The organism is Runella sp. R5_40 (genome assembly GCF_057652295.1).
This window is the reverse complement of sequence record NZ_JBYFCH010000005.1, coordinates 1-18724: the sequence shown is the minus strand read 5'-3', so window position 1 is coordinate 18724 and position 18724 is coordinate 1. Positions and strand designations below refer to the sequence as shown.

The window sequence follows — 18724 nt, the reverse complement described above, 5'->3', positions numbered from 1 at the left end:
ACAAATTAAACCAATTGGCAAGTTTTATAGCGAAATAGGACAAAAAGTTCAATAAAATGGCTATTTATGGTCAATGACAAAATAATTATCTTGGTATTTGTGGGGCATAAATAAGGATATATTTGGGGTATGTAATTGATTTGAAGGATAAAATTACTTGATTTTGGTATCGATAAAACTGCTAACGTTTATCTATTAGCGTTCAATACGTTGACGGTTACCAGTGCCCCATACGCTGTATCTGTCGTCTCAAATTCCCCATTGTTGATTTCTAAAAGAGATTGCACGAGGGTGAGTCCTAGTCCCGAACCTTTTTGTTTGGAATTGGCTGTATTGCCAAACCCAGGGCCAGAATCAAGAATTGAAAGGGTGATAAATGGTGGTTGTGTACCAGAAGTGATGGTAATAGATGTACCATTTGGTGAGAATTTGATGGCGTTTTGAAGTAGATTTCTAATAATGATTTTAAAATGATTTTCATCCATAATACATTCTAATGTTGGGTCAACTTCATTGACAATGGATAGCTCATTTAATTCAATATTGGTTTCAAGCAATTCTAAACACTCTTCAACAATTTCAAGCAAGTTACATTGTACGGGCTTTCGTTTAAAAGATTTTTGTTGGCTATTAGACCAATATAGAAGGTTATCGAGTGTTAGCAAAAGTGTGTTGAGCCTAACCATTTTTGAATGGAGTGAATTCCTGATTTCTTCTGCGGTTAATTCTGGATTGTTGATAACTCGTTTTATATTTGTATAAGCGGCTAAAACGGGGCTACGTAAATCGTGTCCAATAACTCCAAAAAGAGTATTTTGAGTGGAAGTTAATTGGAGTAGTGTGTTTGTTTGTTTTCGATTTTTTCTTATTTGAATGCCAATAACAATGAGTGAAATGAATAATATCACAATTGATAAAATGAGTCCAGAAAATTCTTTAAGTTTTTGGGCTTGAAATTGCTCCGATTCGTATTTTTTTAATTCAATTTCTTTTTGAAACTCTTTCAATTTTAAATCACTTGCTACTTGTTCTTGAAGTAAAATAAGGTTAAAGCCAGCAAATAATCTATTCAGGCTATCTTTGATAGGAATGAGCTTTTTGTAAACATCAATACTTTTTTTTAACTCATTTTTTTGTTCTAGAATTGATAACTGATTAATTAGAAAATCGTACCGATGAGTGATAGATAATGTAGGGTATTTTAACAAGATATTTTTGGCCAATAAATTGTAGTAATTGGCTTCGTTAAATTGTTTTTTTTTAATATAATATGTCGCAAAATTATTATAATATGTAAGGCTGTCTGTTTTTCCTGGAAGTAAATGAAGTCGTGGCTTGAGTTGAGCCGCTATTTGGGAATTTAAAGAAGGATAACTGAGTGACTCCCGCATCATATCGCTGATATAATAGGCATAGACCATGTCACTAAGTTCTTTATTGGCATGAAACCTAGTCAGGTTTTCGAAGCATTTTTTTGCATTCTCAATGTCTTTTTTGTAGATAAAATACCCAAAATAGATAATTTGATAATTAATAGATGTAGTAGGTAATGGGTTGATTTTTAAATGTTTATCGAAAAATGAGTAGTAACTAGAATCTTGTTTATAGGTGTAGTATATATCTTTAAACAGATAAATAGTTTTATATAAACTCTTCTTAGATTTTGATATTTCAGAAAATCGAATGTTTTCGTATAATTGTTTTACTAATTGTCCTTGACTTGTCTCGTTTGTACTACTTCCTAAGAAAATATCCGAGTACACTGTCAGTTTCTTGTAGTTTATTTCTTCAATAAATAAATTATCTTTTCTCTTCTCAGCCCAATACAAAGATTTGTTAAACATTTCAAGGGCTTTATTCCAATTGTATTGCGTATGACCTCTATAATATTGGCCGTATTGAAAGTAAATTTCAGGGTTAAAAAAATCTATTTTATTTTTCTTTGAAAACGAACTGATTTTGTCAAGATATATCAAAACACTGTCGTGCTTAGCGTCGTAGTAAAGCGTAGTGATTTTGGTTAATATACTGCGTATATAGGTGGTGTCTTTTGAGTAGTTATTTGCAGGCTTGTTTCTTGTAGATTGTGAATGTGAGAAATTGCAACAAATCAATAAGACAAACAAGAAAAAATAAGCTCGCGTGGACATGAGATTAAGAAGCGTATGGATAGTGATACTCAGAAGCATGGTTTTAAGTATCACTATCAAATTGTCATGGTTTAGAAATTAGGATCCACATTTAAGTATTCTGCCAAACGACCTCGGTAGCTAACACCCAATGCAAATTTTTGATTGCCAATCCATAAATGTCGGCTATCAAAAGAAGCGATATGGATACAATTATAAATATAAGATTTATGGAGTCGTACAAGCTTGGTGTGTTGTAGTTGCTTTTCAACTTCCGAAATATTACTGTTGATAAGGCTTCGTTCTCCAGACTTCAAATAAATCATACTGTAAATTCCATCGGCCTCAATGTATAAAATTTCGTCAAGTTTATACTGTTGATTTTTGTGTCCTGCTTTAAAGTAAATGGTATTTTCGTCTATCTTCTCTACTACCTCCTGCATGGCCCTGCGGATTGCTCTGCCAATACGCGTGACGGTAAATGGTTTTTCTACAAAATCCACCACGTCGTCGAGGTCAAAACACTCGGCAGCGTATCCTGGATGGGAAGTGACCACAATGGTTGGTGGCAGCGCCAGCGACTTGAGGAGTTCTATTCCACTAAGCTTGGGCATCTCCATGTCCAAAAAAAGTAAATCGTACTCGTTTTCAAGGAGTTCGGCGTAGCCTTGGGTAGAGTCATTGAGAATTTTGATGGAAAGAAAAATAGGTAATTTTTCTAGGATACTTTGAAGGTGTTCTGCTTGTTCTGGGTCGTCGTCAATGATTAGTGCGGCTAAATTTTTCATAAGGTTTTCTGCTTTAAATGCTTCAAGAAGGGTAAGTTCAGAATAGGACTAACACTTTGGGACAAAGTAACATGTTTTTTTGAATAAAAATACAGATGCTCTTCGTTCATTTTTTCTGGAAAATAGGATATACAGCGTGTACTTATTTGGGGTATAATTCATGTTTTAGACATTACATTGTATAAAATAGCCATTTTGATTTATATTTATATGATTGTTGGTTCAAATGATTTGGCATAAAATTATACGATTTGGAGGGGATAATGAGGTTATTTTTGGGACATAGTATTGATTTAAGGCATTAAAACTTTTTAACAAGAAACTTTCGTCAAAAAAAGTGCGTCAAAGCCGATAATTTCCAATGGTATGTTTCTGTTAGTAGGTAATTTAAGTGAATTTCTAGGGTGAATATCTCATGAATTGCCTTCTTTAGGATGCCTTAGCCTGTTGTATATCTATGAAAAAGGGTTTGTTTATAAAATGGCATAATTATTGATAAAGGGGATTTTAATAAAATTTACCTTTCTTTGTTATTTATGCTATATAAGCGTATATTCATGTCAATAACTAGCCATTTTATGTAATAATTGGTGCATTTCTGGTGCAGAAAATAAATACTTGGTAAGCTTATTGATACGTTAATCGTCTTCTTATTTGGTATATATATCTTTGGTGAAGTATATAGCCATTTCATTTGGTTAAGTCGCCATTTGGTTTAAAATCACAGTTACTTCTTTCATTCTTGGTGTCATTTTAGTGTGCTTTTAGGGGTGCAGTTTATTACGTAGCTGCGCTATTACTATTGCCAAGTTCAAGCTATTTACCTCTTATCCTTATTTAGTCCTAGGGTCAACAACCTTAAAACAGTATTGTATATGAAAGCATTTTATTACCCCTTGCTCTTAAAACGATTGAAGAATCGCAGTACCTTTTATTTTGGAATGAGTCTCCTACTTGCTAGGATCACAAGCTTTGACTCCTTTGCCCAGTCAGGTGCGCTTGATTTGGGAATGCCTGCGTATTCAACGTTGGCTTGGGATGATATTTCATCTTATGATAATAATGATGTATCCGCTGCCATCGGAAAAACGACTGATGGGCGGGTATATACCTGGGGTAACAATAAAGGTTATACAATACATGCTGGAAGAGCAGCCAATGGCTACACTATGATGCAAGTAGCCCCTTATTTTGTAAAATTGCCCGCAGGCGAAGTAGCCAAGAAAGTACGTGTAACGGCATCAACAGGATATTCAGGCGCTGCTGGGTCTGGTAGTTATCCTACGTATTTCTGCCTTACGGCCAGCGGTAAAATGTATGCTTGGGGTATAAATAGGGGACTTGCAGGTAATAACCTCGCAACATTTCCGAGATATACTTCATCAATTGCTCTTAATGATACTACCACAGCCCAACGTTCACCGATACTAATGACCAACATTGGAGAAAATACGTTTATTGATATGGATTTTTCCAAGATGAACGATTATGGTGTGGTAATTGGCTCATTGGGTGCTGCTTACCACATTGGGGTATCTGATGTTTATGGGACTTTTGCAGCCACTTTTGCGCCCATTCCCCTGCCTTCGGGCGTAGGCAGTGGCTTTAAGTACACCAATGTATGGGTATCCGACTTAGGTACTATGCCCCTCATTTACCTGAAAGGAAATGATGGCAACATATACATCACAGGATCAATGAGCGGTAATTATACCTCTGGTATTCCCGCATTATATCCTACTGATGGGCCTACGTTAACAGCTGCCGAAACAGCTGGTACTGTTCGGTCAATCAATCCTCGTTTGGTACCTTTTCCAGCGGGTGAAAATATCATTGAGATTAATGTTCGTTCAAAGGCTACATACGATAACACATATGCGATTAGTTCAAGTGGGAAGGCCTATGTTGCTGGTGCCTGGCGATTTACGTTTGGAAGAGGGGGAGGTACGCCAGGAATGGATTACCGACAATATGTAGTTGTCCCCATAAAAACGGCTCTTACTGCCAATCAGGTAGATGCTAGGTTCGTGAATAGCGGAGATATAGATAGTGTTTACATACTAAAGCAGTTTACCGAAATAGCCATGCCACCAGGTGTAACATCCATATTGAGCATTGTAGGGGGGGTAGTGGGTTCACAGAATTGGGCCACATTGATGGTGGGTAATAATAACAAGGTATATTGGAGTGGAACTGGACAGGGTGGTACGGCATCTTATCCATATGATCGTATGATTGGTAATTATTTACAATTAACCTCTTCAGGTGCTCCCCAAGCTTTACCAGATGAGTGTAAAGATGTGCAGACTGTGCGTTCTAATTCCTATTATTCCTGGTTGTATGAAGCAATTAACTATCAGGGGGCTCAAAAGATATTTCATTCTCACTATGTGCAACGTCAGCTTGGTATAATTTCAAAATCGGGCAGAGGTTATTTTGTAGGCTATATGCTTCCTAACACAGCGCCTGGTAAAGTAATTACAAGTTCATATTATACCTCCGGTTGGCCCGTGCCCATCGCCAATGAGCTTCTACTTAGTTGCAACACCAGCACAGGCACGGGTGGCCCGCTTGGTGAGCCAGTATCTACCCCAGGCGTAGGAGCCATTGATTGTTCAAAAACGAAATTGTATCCCGCACCCGTGCAGGGAACGCCTTCGGAGTTGTCGTTGCTCGTAACGATTAACGTCACCACCATTGGTGATTTTTCTCCGATTACCATCAGTGGCTCGGGAATGAGCTTGGTGAGTGGTTTTGACAAAGTAACCGCCACAACAACGGGCGTTCAAACCTTCCACATTCCGATAAAATACAATGGCAGCACGTTGACCAATAATTTTCAATTTACGATTGGTTCAGCAGGTAGCTGTTCGGCTGACTTAACCAATAAGCCTTCCAACGAAATTACCAAAGTGTGGAGTTTGAACAATTGTACGGCCATTACGCCAGGCGTACTTTCAAAATAAGCAAGACGTTAGGGAACTCACAGTTGATACATCCTAAAATCGATACAAAATGAATACATTATATTACCCCTTACTTTTGAATCAGAAACAGCCGAGGTTGTCAGGAGACATGCTTCGTCGTGTGTATGTTTGTTTGTTGATTTGCTGCTCACTTCTGGGTGGGCACAACGTAGTGGCTCAGTTTGGGTCAGAATTGGGAAAACAAGCGGTTTCTACCTTGGCTTGGCAGGATATATCTTCCCACTACAAGAATAATGAAACGATATCAACCATTGGTTTGACAACCGACGGGCGGGTCTATACTTGGGGGGCGAACATGTATCATACGATTCATGCCAATCGGAATGGGACATCCGCAGCCCTTGAGGCCGCATATCAGGTAACTCCCTATCATGTGCGTGTGCCTGGAGATGAAACAGTCACAAAGGTACGGGTACTCATGTTTGAGGGGGCTACGTACAATTATGCCAATACTTTTTTCTGCTTGACTTCTACGGGGAAATTGTGCGCGTGGGGGATCAACACAGGACTGGTGGGGACGGTAGCGGGGTGGACGTTGGGTGTTCCAACCAGTTATGCTGATACAGTTCGGGCAAAGAGGACTCCCATCCCACTGACGATTTTGGGTGAAAGCGAGTTCGTTGACTTTGATACGCCCAGAAACTCCTTTTTTTGGGTATCGGTGGGGGCTTCAGGAAAGGCGTATCACATTGGAGTGGGAGGAGCATCAGCTACTGTAACATTTGCCGAAATTCCTAAACCATCGGGTACGGATGCCAGCTTTAAATATACAAGAGTATGGGTGGGTAAAATTAGTAATGCCCTCCCAATTATTTACCTCAAAGGCAACAACGGAAAAATCTATTATACAGGGGCCATGTCAGGTGTGTATGCAACAGGTGTACCGTCAATTTTTGCTTTCTCATCTCCGACTTTGACGGCTGATGAAACTAATGGAAAAGCAGTCTTGATTAATCCACGGGAAGTTCCTTTCCCTGCGGGCGAAGATATCATCGATATTAAAGTGGGGACTCCCAATATTTATGCAACTACGTTTGCGATAGCGGCCAGTGGCAAAGCGTATGCGACGGGGGTCTGGAGAAAGTCTAGCCAATATAATAGTACAACTTACACCAAACCAGGGGTGGCTCCTACCAACTATGTACTTGCGCCGTTAAAATCAGCCCCTCTAGCTGCAGATGAATACAAGCGTAATCCTTCAGGTACCGATTCTTTATTTTACCTCAATCGTTTTGTGGAGATGGCCATGCCCTCAGGTGCTTCAAAAGTGCTTGACATTGCAACGGGGCGGGAGTTTTCAACCGATTATGAAACCGCAACGCTGGTAGCTTGCGATAATGGGAAAGTGTATTGGACTGGTAAAAATGATAGTAGGGAGGCTAATACGATTTATTCGGGTAATTTCTTGTCGTTAGTCAATGCGCAGGGCGAAAGAGCAGTAGGACAGGTGGGGGAATTTGTCGATGATTGTAATGATGTGGTAGCTGCTAACTCAATCACGCGGTATTCTTGGACGTTCGAAGCGGTAAATTATTCGGGTGCCAAAAAATTAATTAGATCAGGGAGTGGGAACGGGGATCAGCTTTTTATTATCTCTCAGTCGGGTCGAGGGTATGTAGTTGGAGATTTAGCGGCCAATTCGGGTGTTGGAAAAATACTTTATGGTAATAGTGGAACTAGCTCAATCTTTTCTCCCTTTCCTATCCCAATCGCCAATGAGCAGTTATTAAGCTGCAACACCAGCCCAGGTACGGGTGGTCCGCTTGGAGATCCTGTTTCTACCCCAGCGGCAGGGGTGATTGATTGTTCAAAAACGCAATTGTATCCCGCACCCGTGCAGGGAACACCGTCTCAGTTGTCGCTTTTGGTGACCATCAACGTAACGACGGCGGGTGATTTTTCACCGCTCACCGTGAGTGGGTCAGGAATCAGTCTCGTGAGTGGATTTACCAAAGTAACGGCCGCTTCAACGGGAATTCAAACCTTCCACATTCCGATAAAATACGACGGAAGCACGTTGACCAATAATTTTCAATTTACGATTGGACAAGCGGGTAGCTGCGCGGCTGATTTGACAAAAACACCAACGAAAGCGTTTACGGATATTTGGACGCTGCAATGTGTGCCATCGGTAGGCCCTATGCTAAAGAAATAAACTATGTGCCCTTTTTACAATACCCCTTTATGAACAAGAAAATAAATTCTTTGAACAGGGCCATAGGTCTATTCCTCGTCATACTACTGACGGTGGTTGGGCAGGTATTCTCCCAAACACCCTCCGTAAATATCACGACCTATCAGCCGACAACTGTACCGCAAGGGGCAACCTTTGAATGGCACAGTGATTTGCCCGTCAGCGCTGCTAACCTAATGACTCCCGCGCAAGCACAAAGTGCCGCCCCAGGGGTATATTATGCCGTTTACAATTTGGGTGGAAACCCCGTATGTTACAGTCAACCGACGGCACTCAAAGTTGCGACAAATGTTTGTCCTGCTACGACCGTTGAATTAAAAGCTTCGGTGGACAGTACGGGTAAACCTAGCGGTTCGATTGTTACCTTTCATACTGACCCCCTAGCAACGGATGCCAACCGAATTACGAATACACTGATTACGACTACTTCAACAGCAGTGGTGTATTTTGTCGCGTACCGAGATGCCGCAGGTTGTTATACTACTTCCAATTCAGCCATCGTCGCCATTGCCACCAGTTGTAATGTGCCTTGTTTGGCAGGAACTGCCTCGCCAGTATTGAGTAGCTCAACAAAAAGTAACGTATGTCCAGCTACGGTAGCTAATTTAGAGTCAATAACAGCCTCAAATTTACCAGCAAATACAACCTTGACGTGGCATACTTCTAAAGTAGCTACTACTGCCAATAAGTTGGGTAGTGTGTCAGGAGTAGGAGCGGGGAAATATTATGCTGCTTTTTTTGATGCCACCAATAACTGTTACAGTCCTGCCGATTCAGTGACAGTAACTATTAACGCATGTAGCTGTCCTGCGGGTACAACAGCACCCATCATTACGGCCACTTCGCTGCAAAATTCTTGTCCTGCCGTCACAGTCTCGTTGGCAACTCTAACAAATACTGGAACAAAACCTTCGGGTACAACGCTTGTTTGGAGTACGCACAAAGTACCTACCTCATCGGCAGATACATTGACCAGCTTAACAGTAAGCGCAAGTGGTAAGTTTTATGCCATGTATTATCACAAAGTGGCCAATTGCTTTAGCCCAGCGGACTCAGTAGCGGTTCAAATCAACGATTGCGAGTCACCCATCCCACCGTTGCCACCTGTACCAACAGCTTGTGATTACAACGCCGCCCCCGCTAACGTAACGTTAACGGTGTCGAACGAACCCGCAGGTTATTTGAAAACGTACTTGTTGGTGGATATGGCCAATGGTCAAATTGTTAAAATCAACTCAACTAGCCCAAGTTTTACGGGGGTAAATGCAGGGAATTACTATGTTGTTGGCGCTTATTACGCTGATACATTGAGAGATGCGACGGTTGGCAAGCGAATAACGGAGGTGTATAGCACCAGTGGTTGTTTGAAATATTCAACTCCACTTGCCTTTAGAGTATGTGGTGCGTGTGATTACACAACAGCACCTGTTACCATCACTTTTAACGCAACTCCAAGCGCAACAGCAGGTGTAACTACCTCGTATGTGTTGATTGATGAAAAAACAAACACAATCAAAGCCATCAGTTCAACCGCGTCTTTTGCGGCGGTAGATACGGGCTATTATGCCGTAGTAGCCGTTTATAGAACCAAACCCATTAATTTTGTTGTGGGCGATGTCCTTTATTCAAAAGTGACGGTTTTGGATAGTTGCTATGAGGTATCAAACTCAGTGCATTACCGCGTTTGTTCAAATTCTAATTTACCGCCTATTGCAGTCAATGATATTTTTAATACGGTTCAAGACAAGCCAGTCTCGGGAAGTGTACTGACAAACGACCGCGACCCAGAAGGCGGGCCGTTGACAGTGACCACAACGCCAGTAACGCCCCCTGCAAAAGGTACGGTCGTATTGAATGCCAACGGAACATTTGTATATACACCAAATCCAGGGGTGACGGGGCAAGACGTGTTTTGTTACGAAATTTCGGACAATGCAGGATTGAAGTCAACAGCGTGCGTGACTATCAATATTTTACCTGCACCAACTGTTGAAAATAACAAGCCAATTGCGGCTGACGATGCTACTGAAACCCACCTAAATACAGCGGTGGTGATTAAGGTAAAAGCCAATGACGTTGACCCAGACCCAACAGGAACGCCAAACGGGACATTGGGGAATCCAACTAAGTTGACAAACCCAACAAACGGTACGGTGGTGACGAATCCAGACGGAACATTTGCCTACACACCGTCACTTGGATTTATCGGAAAAGACAGCTTTACGTACAGTATTTGTGACAACGGAACACCAAGTTTGTGCGATACCGCAACGGTGACTATTACGGTGTTACCAACGCCATTGGCAGGAAATAAACCGCCAGTTGCGTTGGATGATGCGAATTCAACCTTGATGAATACGCCTGTAAATGGAACAGTTGCTAACAACGACTTTGACCCAGACAACAACACGCCGCTAACTTTTACAAGAGTAAATGCGCCAACCAATGGGACGGTAGTCTTTAATGCTGACGGAACCTATACCTACACCCCAAATACAGGTTTTGTGGGTAGCGATGTCTTTACTTACAAGGTGTGTGACAGTGGTATTCCAGTGAAGTGTGATACTGCCACAGTTACGTTGACGGTACTACCACTTCCTGTTGCGAAACTTGTATTGAGGGTTTTATTACAAGGGGCATTGTACGGAACAAGCGATGGTTTGATGCGGGATGATTTGAGAAGATTGAATCTCTTGCCATTAACAGAGCCATATAAGGCGCTCAATGATTCACTTGGCGCATTAAGTACGCGATTTAAACACATAAAAGGTGGAACCGAAATAACCACTTCGGCCGTATTGAGTGCTAATGTAGGTACTGGAAATGCCATCGTGGATTGGGTATTTGTTGAATTACGGTCAAAATCGGATTCTACGGTAGTACTTCAAACGGCTTCGGGATTGGTTCAGAGAGATGGGGATGTAGTGTCATCCACTGATGGAGTATCTGCACTTACCTTTACAGGTTTAACCAGTACATCCTATTTCGTGTCGGTAAAACACCGCAATCACCTTGGCGTAATGACCAAAAAAGCGATTCCGATGACTACCGTAGGGACGTTGGTGGACTTCACCGTGATGGATAGCTCCGACGTGTGGAATCGTCCTAATATTTTGACTTTAAATTATGACGGTGTTGAAATGAATACAACCGTATTGCCTGGTAAGAAAGCGTTGTGGGCTGGAAATGCCGTCTCTGACTTCCGTTTAAAATATGATGGAGCCAATACGGATTTGACAAAGCCACTAAACGAAATTTTAGTGGAGTTCTCAGCCGCTTCTTACAACTTTAACAATGGCATTGGTTATAAACAGGGAGATATCAACATGGACGGAAAGGTTAAATACGCGGGTGCCAATAATGACATTATTTACATCCAAAATAACCTGCTGTTATATCGTCTGAACAGTGGTTTGCTGTACAACTTTAATAACATGTTTGAACAAATCCCTTAAACCTTACCCTACAAACTATTATGGAACGATTGATAAAATATCTTTTAATTTTGTTCGGGGGGCTTTTCGTGAGCGTTCAAGCAATGGCTCAGAAAGTAGAATGTACCATTCGATTCAATTCAACTACGAGTGAATACGAAGTGTATGGCCGCCCTGACTTTTCTGCTTCAACATTCAATGTTGGGGGAGGAACCCAGATAACGGTAGTATTACCAAAAAGCATTGCTGATGCAAAGTTGGTAATAACCTCAGTAAACGGCGGGGTGTGGGCGGATAATTCAACCGTTTATGCTCCAACGGCTGCCCCAAATTCTGATTTCCACGGAGTATCTACAACGGGTGCTCCGATGGCTTGGACGAATGGGCAAGAGACAATGTTGTTTAAGTTTTCATTGTCTGGGAATTGCGTGGCAGGCGTACGCTTGTTTGAAAATACTACTGACCCACAGTCGGATGCGCCAGGGATGCTTTTTGGGGATTACAATAACTACATTGGTAATGCTCTGAATTTTGCAGACGTTTACAAAAGCAATTACAATAATACAGGAACGACATGTAGCGTAAATTTACCGCCGCTTGCGACGAATGACATAGGCGAAACGCCACAGGATAAGCCATTCAATGGAAACGTGTTGACGAATGACAAAGACCCTGAAGGCGGGACATTGACAGTGACGACCACGCCAGTGACGCCACCAACAAAGGGAACGGTAACGTTGAATCCCAATGGTAGCTACACCTACACGCCGAATCCAGGAGTGACGGGTCAAGATGGCTTCTGTTACGAAGTGAAGGACAATGCAGGCTTGAAAGACACAGCTTGTGTAGTGATAACGATTATTCCTACGCCAACGCCAGGTAACGACAAGCCGATTGCGATGGATGACAATACGCAGACGGAAGTAGGCACTGCTGTGACGATTAATGCGAAAGCCAACGACAGCGACCCCGATGCAATAGGAACCCCCAACGGAACATTGGGCAGTCCAGTGAAGTTGACGAATCCGACGAACGGAACGGTGACTCAGAACGCGGATGGTACGTTTGTTTACACACCGAATGCGAACTTTACGGGGACAGACAAATTCACGTACCGCATTTGTGATAACGGTAGCCCAAGTTTGTGTGACACAGCGACGGTAACGATCAATGTGGTGCCAGTGATAGCAGGCAACAAGCCCCCTGTGGCGGTTGATGATGCGACGACAACGACGAAGAACGTATCGGTAGATGGCACAGTAGCGGCCAACGACAGTGACCCCGACCACGCGGCGAATCAGTTGACATACACAAAGTTGACGAATCCGACGAACGGGACGGTGGTACAGAATGCAAACGGAAGTTACACCTACACGCCAAACACGGACTATGTGGGCAGCGACAGCTACACCTACAAGGTATGTGACCCAAGCGGAGCGTGTGACACGGCAACGGTAGTGATAGCGATCTTGCCACCAGCGAACCAGCCGCCGATTGCGATGAATGACATAGGCGAAACGCCACAGGATACGCCATTTAAAGGGAATGTGTTAACGAATGACAAAGACCCCGAGGGAGGCACATTGACGGTGACGACCACGCCAGTGACGCCACCGACGAAGGGAACGGTAACGTTGAATCCAAATGGTAGCTACACCTACACGCCGAATCCAGGGGTAACGGGTCAAGACGGCTTCTGTTACGAAGTGAAGGATAACGCGGGCTTGAAAGACACGGCTTGTGTAGTGATAACGATTATTCCTACGCCAACGCCAGGTAACGACAAGCCGATTGCGATGGATGACAATACGCAGACGGAAGTAGGCACTGCTGTGACGATTAATGCGAAAGCCAATGACAGCGACCCCGATGCGACAGGAACCCCCAACGGAACATTGGGCAGCCCAGTGAAGTTGACGAATCCGACGAACGGAACGGTGACACAGAATGCGGATGGTACGTTTGTTTACACACCGAATGCGAACTTTACGGGGACAGACAAATTCACGTACCGCATTTGTGATAACGGAACTCCAAGTTTGTGTGACACGGCGACTGTAACGATCAATGTGGTGCCAGTGATAGCAGGCAACAAGCCCCCTGTGGCGGTTGATGATGCAAAAACGACGACGAAGAACGTAGCGGTAAATGGCACAGTAGCTGAAAATGACAGTGACCCCGACAACACGGCGGCACAGTTGACGTACACGAAGTTGACGAATCCGACGAACGGGACGGTGGTACAGAATGCAAACGGAAGTTACACCTACACGCCAAACACGGACTATGTAGGCAGCGACAGCTACACCTACAAGGTATGTGACCCAAGCGGAGCGTGTGACACGGCAACGGTAGTGATAGCGATCTTGCCACCAGCGAACCAGCCGCCGCTTGCGACGAATGACATAGGCGAAACGCCACAGGATAAGCCATTCAATGGAAATGTGTTGACGAATGACAAAGACCCTGAGGGAGGTCCATTGACAGTGACAACTACGCCAGTGACGCCACCGACGAAAGGGACGGTGAGTTTGAATCCAGACGGGACGTTTACCTACACACCGAATCCAGGGGTGACGGGTCAAGATGGCTTCTGTTACGAAGTGAAGGACAATGCAGGCTTGAAAGACACGGCTTGTGTAGTAATAACGATTATTCCTACGCCAACGCCAGGCAACGACAAGCCGATTGCGATGGATGACAATACGCAGACGGAAGTAGGCACGCCAGTGACGATTAATGCAAAAGCCAACGACAGCGACCCAGATGCAACAGGAACCCCTAACGGAACATTGGGTAGCCCAGTGAAGTTGACGAACCCGACGAACGGAACGGTGACACAGAACGCGGATGGTACGTTTGTTTACACACCGAATGCGAACTTTACGGGCACAGACAAATTCACGTACCGCATTTGTGATAACGGAACTCCAAGTTTGTGTGACACGGCGACTGTAACGATCAATGTGGTGCCAGTGATAGCAGGTAACAAGCCCCCTGTGGCGGTTGATGATGCGAACACAACGACGAAGAACGTAGCGGTAGATGGCACAGTAGCGGCCAACGACAGTGACCCCGACAACGCGGCGAATCAGTTGACGTACACAAAGTTGACGAATCCGACAAACGGGACGGTGGTACAGAATGCAAACGGAAGTTACACCTATACGCCAAACACGGACTATGTGGGCAGCGACAGCTACACCTACAAGGTATGTGACCCAAGCGGAGCGTGTGACACGGCGACGGTAGTGATAGCGATCTTGCCACCAGCGAACCAGCCGCCGATTGCGATGAACGACATAGGTGAAACACCACAGGATAAGCCATTCAATGGAAACGTCTTGACGAATGACAAAGATCCAGAAGGCGGCACATTGACAGTGACGACCACGCCAGTGACGCCACCGACGAAGGGAACGGTAACGTTGAATCCCAATGGTAGCTACACCTACACACCGAATCCAGGGGTAACGGGTCAAGACGGTTTCTGTTACGAAGTGAAGGACAATGCAGGCTTGAAAGACACAGCTTGTGTGGTGATAACGATTATTCCTACGCCAACGCCAGGTAACGACAAGCCGATTGCGATGGATGACAATACGCAGACGGAAGTAGGCACTGCTGTGACGATTAATGCGAAAGCCAATGACAGCGACCCCGATGCGACAGGAACTCCCAACGGCACGTTGGGTAGCCCAGTGAAGTTGACGAACCCGACGAACGGAACGGTGACTCAGAACGCGGATGGTACGTTTGTTTACACACCCAATGCGAACTTTACGGGGACAGACAAATTCACGTACCGCATTTGTGATAACGGTAGCCCAAGTTTGTGTGACACAGCGACGGTAACAATCAATGTGGTACCAGTGATAGCAGGTAACAAGCCCCCTGTGGCGGTTGACGATGCAAAAACGACGACGAAGAATGTAGCGGTAAATGGCACAGTAGCTGAAAATGACAGTGACCCCGACAACACGGCGGCACAGTTGACTTACACAAAGTTGACGAATCCGACGAACGGGACGGTGGTACAGAATGCAAACGGAAGTTACACCTACACGCCAAACACGGACTATGTAGGCAGCGACAGCTACACCTACAAGGTATGTGACCCAAGCGGAGCGTGTGACACGGCGACGGTAGTGATAGCGATCTTGCCACCAGCGAACCAGCCACCGCTTGCGACGAACGACATAGGCGAAACGCCACAGGATAAGCCATTCAATGGAAATGTGTTGACGAATGACAAAGACCCTGAAGGAGGCACATTGACAGTGACGACCACGCCAGTGACGCCACCGACAAAGGGAACGGTAACGTTGAATCCCAATGGTAGCTACACCTACACGCCGAATCCAGGGGTGACGGGTCAAGATGGTTTCTGTTACGAAGTGAAGGATAACGCGGGCTTGAAAGACACGGCCTGTGTAGTGATAACGATTATTCCTACGCCGACGCCAGGCAACGACAAGCCGATTGCGATGGATGACAATACGCAGACGGAAGTAGGCACGCCAGTGACGATCAATGCGAAAGCCAATGACAGCGACCCAGACGGCAATTCTACGTTGGGCAGTCCAGTGAAGTTGACGAACCCGACGAACGGAACGGTGACTCAGAATGCGGATGGTACGTTTGTTTACACACCAAATGCGAACTTTACGGGGACTGACAAATTCACGTACCGCATTTGTGATAACGGTAGCCCAAGTTTGTGTGACACAGCGACGGTAACAATCAATGTGGTGCCAGTGATAGCAGGCAACAAGCCCCCTGTGGCGGTTGACGATGCAAAAACGACGACGAAGAACGTAGCGGTAAATGGCACAGTAGCTGAAAATGACAGTGACCCCGACAACACGGCGGCACAGTTGACGTACACGAAGTTGACGAATCCGACGAACGGGACGGTGGTACAGAATGCGAACGGAAGTTACACCTACACGCCAAACACGGACTATGTAGGCAGCGACAGCTACACCTACAAGGTATGTGACCCAAGCGGAGCGTGTGACACGGCGACGGTAGTGATAGCGATCTTGCCACCAGCGAACCAGCCGCCGCTTGCGACGAACGACATAGGCGAAACGCCACAGGATAAGCCATTCAATGGAAACGTGTTGACGAATGACAAAGACCCTGAAGGCGGGACATTGACAGTGACGACCACGCCAGTGACGCCACCGACGAAGGGAACGGTAACGTTGAATCCCAATGGTAGCTACACTTACACACCGAATCCAGGAGTGACGGGTCAAGATGGTTTCTGTTACGAAGTGAAGGATAACGCGGGCTTGAAAGACACGGCCTGTGTAGTGATAACGATTATTCCTACGCCGACGCCAGGCAACGACAAGCCGATTGCGATGGATGACAATACGCAGACGGAAGTAGGCACTGCTGTGACGATTAATGCGAAAGCCAACGACAGCGACCCCGATGCGACAGGAACCCCCAATGGAACATTGGGCAGTCCAGTGAAGTTGACGAACCCGACGAACGGAACGGTGACACAGAATGCGGATGGTACGTTTGTTTACACACCGAATGCGAACTTTACGGGGACTGACAAATTCACGTACCGCATTTGTGATAACGGAACTCCAAGTTTGTGTGACACGGCGACGGTGACGATCAATGTGGTGCCAGTGATAGCAGGCAACAAGCCCCCTGTGGCGGTTGACGATGCAAAAACGACGACGAAGAATGTAGCGGTAAATGGCACAGTAGCTGAAAATGACAGTGACCCCGACAACACGGCGGCACAGTTGACGTACACGAAGTTGACGAATCCGACGAACGGGACGGTGGTACAGAATGCAAACGGAAGTTACACCTACACGCCAAACACGGACTATGTAGGCAGCGACAGCTACACCTACAAGGTATGTGACCCAAGCGGAGCGTGTGACACGGCGACGGTAGTGATAGCGATCTTGCCACCAGCGAACCAGCCACCGCTTGCGACGAACGACATAGGCGAAACGCCACAGGATAAGCCCTTCAATGGAAACGTCTTGACGAATGACAAAGATCCAGAAGGCGGTACATTGACGGTGACGACCACGCCAGTGACGCCACCAACGAAGGGAACGGTAACGTTGAATCCCAATGGTAGCTACACCTACACGCCGAATCCAGGGGCGACGGGTCAAGATGGTTTCTGTTACGAAGTGAAGGACAATGCTGGCTTGAAAGACACGGCTTGTGTAGTGATAACGATTATTCCTACGCCAACGCCAGGTAACGACAAGCCGATTGCGATGGATGACAATACGCAGACGGAAGTAGGCATGCCAGTGACGATCAATGCGAAAGCCAACGACAGCGACCCAGACGGCAATTCTACGTTGGGCAGCCCAGTGAAGTTGACGAACCCGACGAACGGAACGGTGACACAGAACGCGGATGGCACGTTTGTTTACACACCAAATGCGAACTTTACGGGCACAGACAAATTCACGTACCGCATTTGTGATAACGGAACTCCAAGTTTGTGTGACACGGCGACGGTGACGATCAATGTGGTGCCAGTGATAGCAGGCAACAAGCCCCCTGTGGCGGTTGACGATGCAAAAACGACGACGAAGAACGTAGCGGTAAATGGCACAGTAGCTGAAAATGACAGTGACCCCGACAACACGGCGGCACAGTTGACGTACACGAAGTTGACGAATCCGACGAACGGGACGGTGGTACAGAATGCGAACGGAAGTTACACCTATACGCCAAACACGGACTATGTGGGCAGCGACAGCTACACCTACAAGGTATGTGACCCAAGCGGAGCGTGTGACACGGCGACGGTAGTGATAGCGATCTTGCCACCAGCGAACCAGCCGCCGATTGCGACGAATGACATAGGCGAAACGCCACAGGATAAGCCATTCAATGGAAACGTGTTGACGAATGACAAAGATCCAGAAGGCGGGACATTGACAGTGACGACCACGCCAGTGACGCCACCAACGAAGGGAACGGTAACGTTGAATCCCAATGGTAGCTACGCCTACACGCCGAATCCAGGGGTAACGGGTCAAGACGGCTTCTGTTACGAAGTGAAGGACAATGCGGGCTTGAAAGACACGGCTTGTGTAGTGATAACGATCATTCCTACGCCGACGCCAGGCAACGACAAGCCGATTGCGATGGATGACAATACGCAGACGGAAGTAGGCACGCCAGT

At 45.4% G+C, this 18724-nt stretch carries 6 protein-coding genes; 4 read left to right on the top strand and 2 right to left on the bottom strand.

What is annotated here, in order from left to right; all coding sequences use genetic code 11:
• Window positions 1–188: 188 nt before the first annotated feature.
• Both AC23N5_RS11315 and AC23N5_RS11310 read right to left on the bottom strand, forming a co-directional pair.
• Window positions 189–2189 (bottom strand): sensor histidine kinase, encoded by a 2001-nt coding sequence (locus AC23N5_RS11315; protein WP_487755655.1) that lies wholly within the window; start codon window positions 2187–2189, stop codon window positions 189–191.
• Between the two features lie 32 nt (window positions 2190–2221).
• Window positions 2222–2917, bottom strand: coding sequence for a LytR/AlgR family response regulator transcription factor (locus tag AC23N5_RS11310; protein WP_487755654.1), 696 nt, complete (start codon window positions 2915–2917; stop codon window positions 2222–2224).
• An 875-nt stretch (window positions 2918–3792) separates the two neighbouring features.
• On the opposite strand from AC23N5_RS11310, the gene AC23N5_RS11305 reads away from it, so the two are divergent.
• The 4 genes from AC23N5_RS11305 to AC23N5_RS11290 all read left to right on the top strand — a co-directional run.
• Window positions 3793–5883, top strand: a complete 2091-nt coding sequence (locus AC23N5_RS11305; protein ID WP_487755653.1) for a hypothetical protein — start codon at window positions 3793–3795, stop codon at window positions 5881–5883.
• A 49-nt stretch (window positions 5884–5932) separates the two neighbouring features.
• Complete coding sequence (locus AC23N5_RS11300; protein WP_487755652.1) at window positions 5933–8059, top strand: hypothetical protein; 2127 nt, start codon at window positions 5933–5935, stop codon at window positions 8057–8059.
• A 29-nt stretch (window positions 8060–8088) separates the two neighbouring features.
• Complete coding sequence (locus AC23N5_RS11295; protein WP_487755651.1) at window positions 8089–11553, top strand: Ig-like domain-containing protein; 3465 nt, start codon at window positions 8089–8091, stop codon at window positions 11551–11553.
• Between the two features lie 83 nt (window positions 11554–11636).
• Window positions 11637–18724, top strand: a 7088-nt coding sequence (locus tag AC23N5_RS11290) for an Ig-like domain-containing protein (protein ID WP_487755650.1), incomplete at its 3' end; no start/stop codon positions are given.

Bases quoted from the DNA above. Each gene is read 5' to 3' on its own strand.
- AC23N5_RS11295 (WP_487755651.1), top strand. From the start codon at position 8,089: ATGAACAAGAAAATAAATTCTTTGAACAGGGCCATAGGTCTATTCCTC.
- AC23N5_RS11310 (WP_487755654.1), bottom strand. From the start codon at position 2,917: ATGAAAAATTTAGCCGCACTAATCATTGACGACGACCCAGAACAAGCA.
- AC23N5_RS11305 (WP_487755653.1), top strand. From the start codon at position 3,793: ATGAAAGCATTTTATTACCCCTTGCTCTTAAAACGATTGAAGAATCGC.
- AC23N5_RS11300 (WP_487755652.1), top strand. From the start codon at position 5,933: ATGAATACATTATATTACCCCTTACTTTTGAATCAGAAACAGCCGAGG.
- AC23N5_RS11315 (WP_487755655.1), bottom strand. From the start codon at position 2,189: ATGCTTCTGAGTATCACTATCCATACGCTTCTTAATCTCATGTCCACG.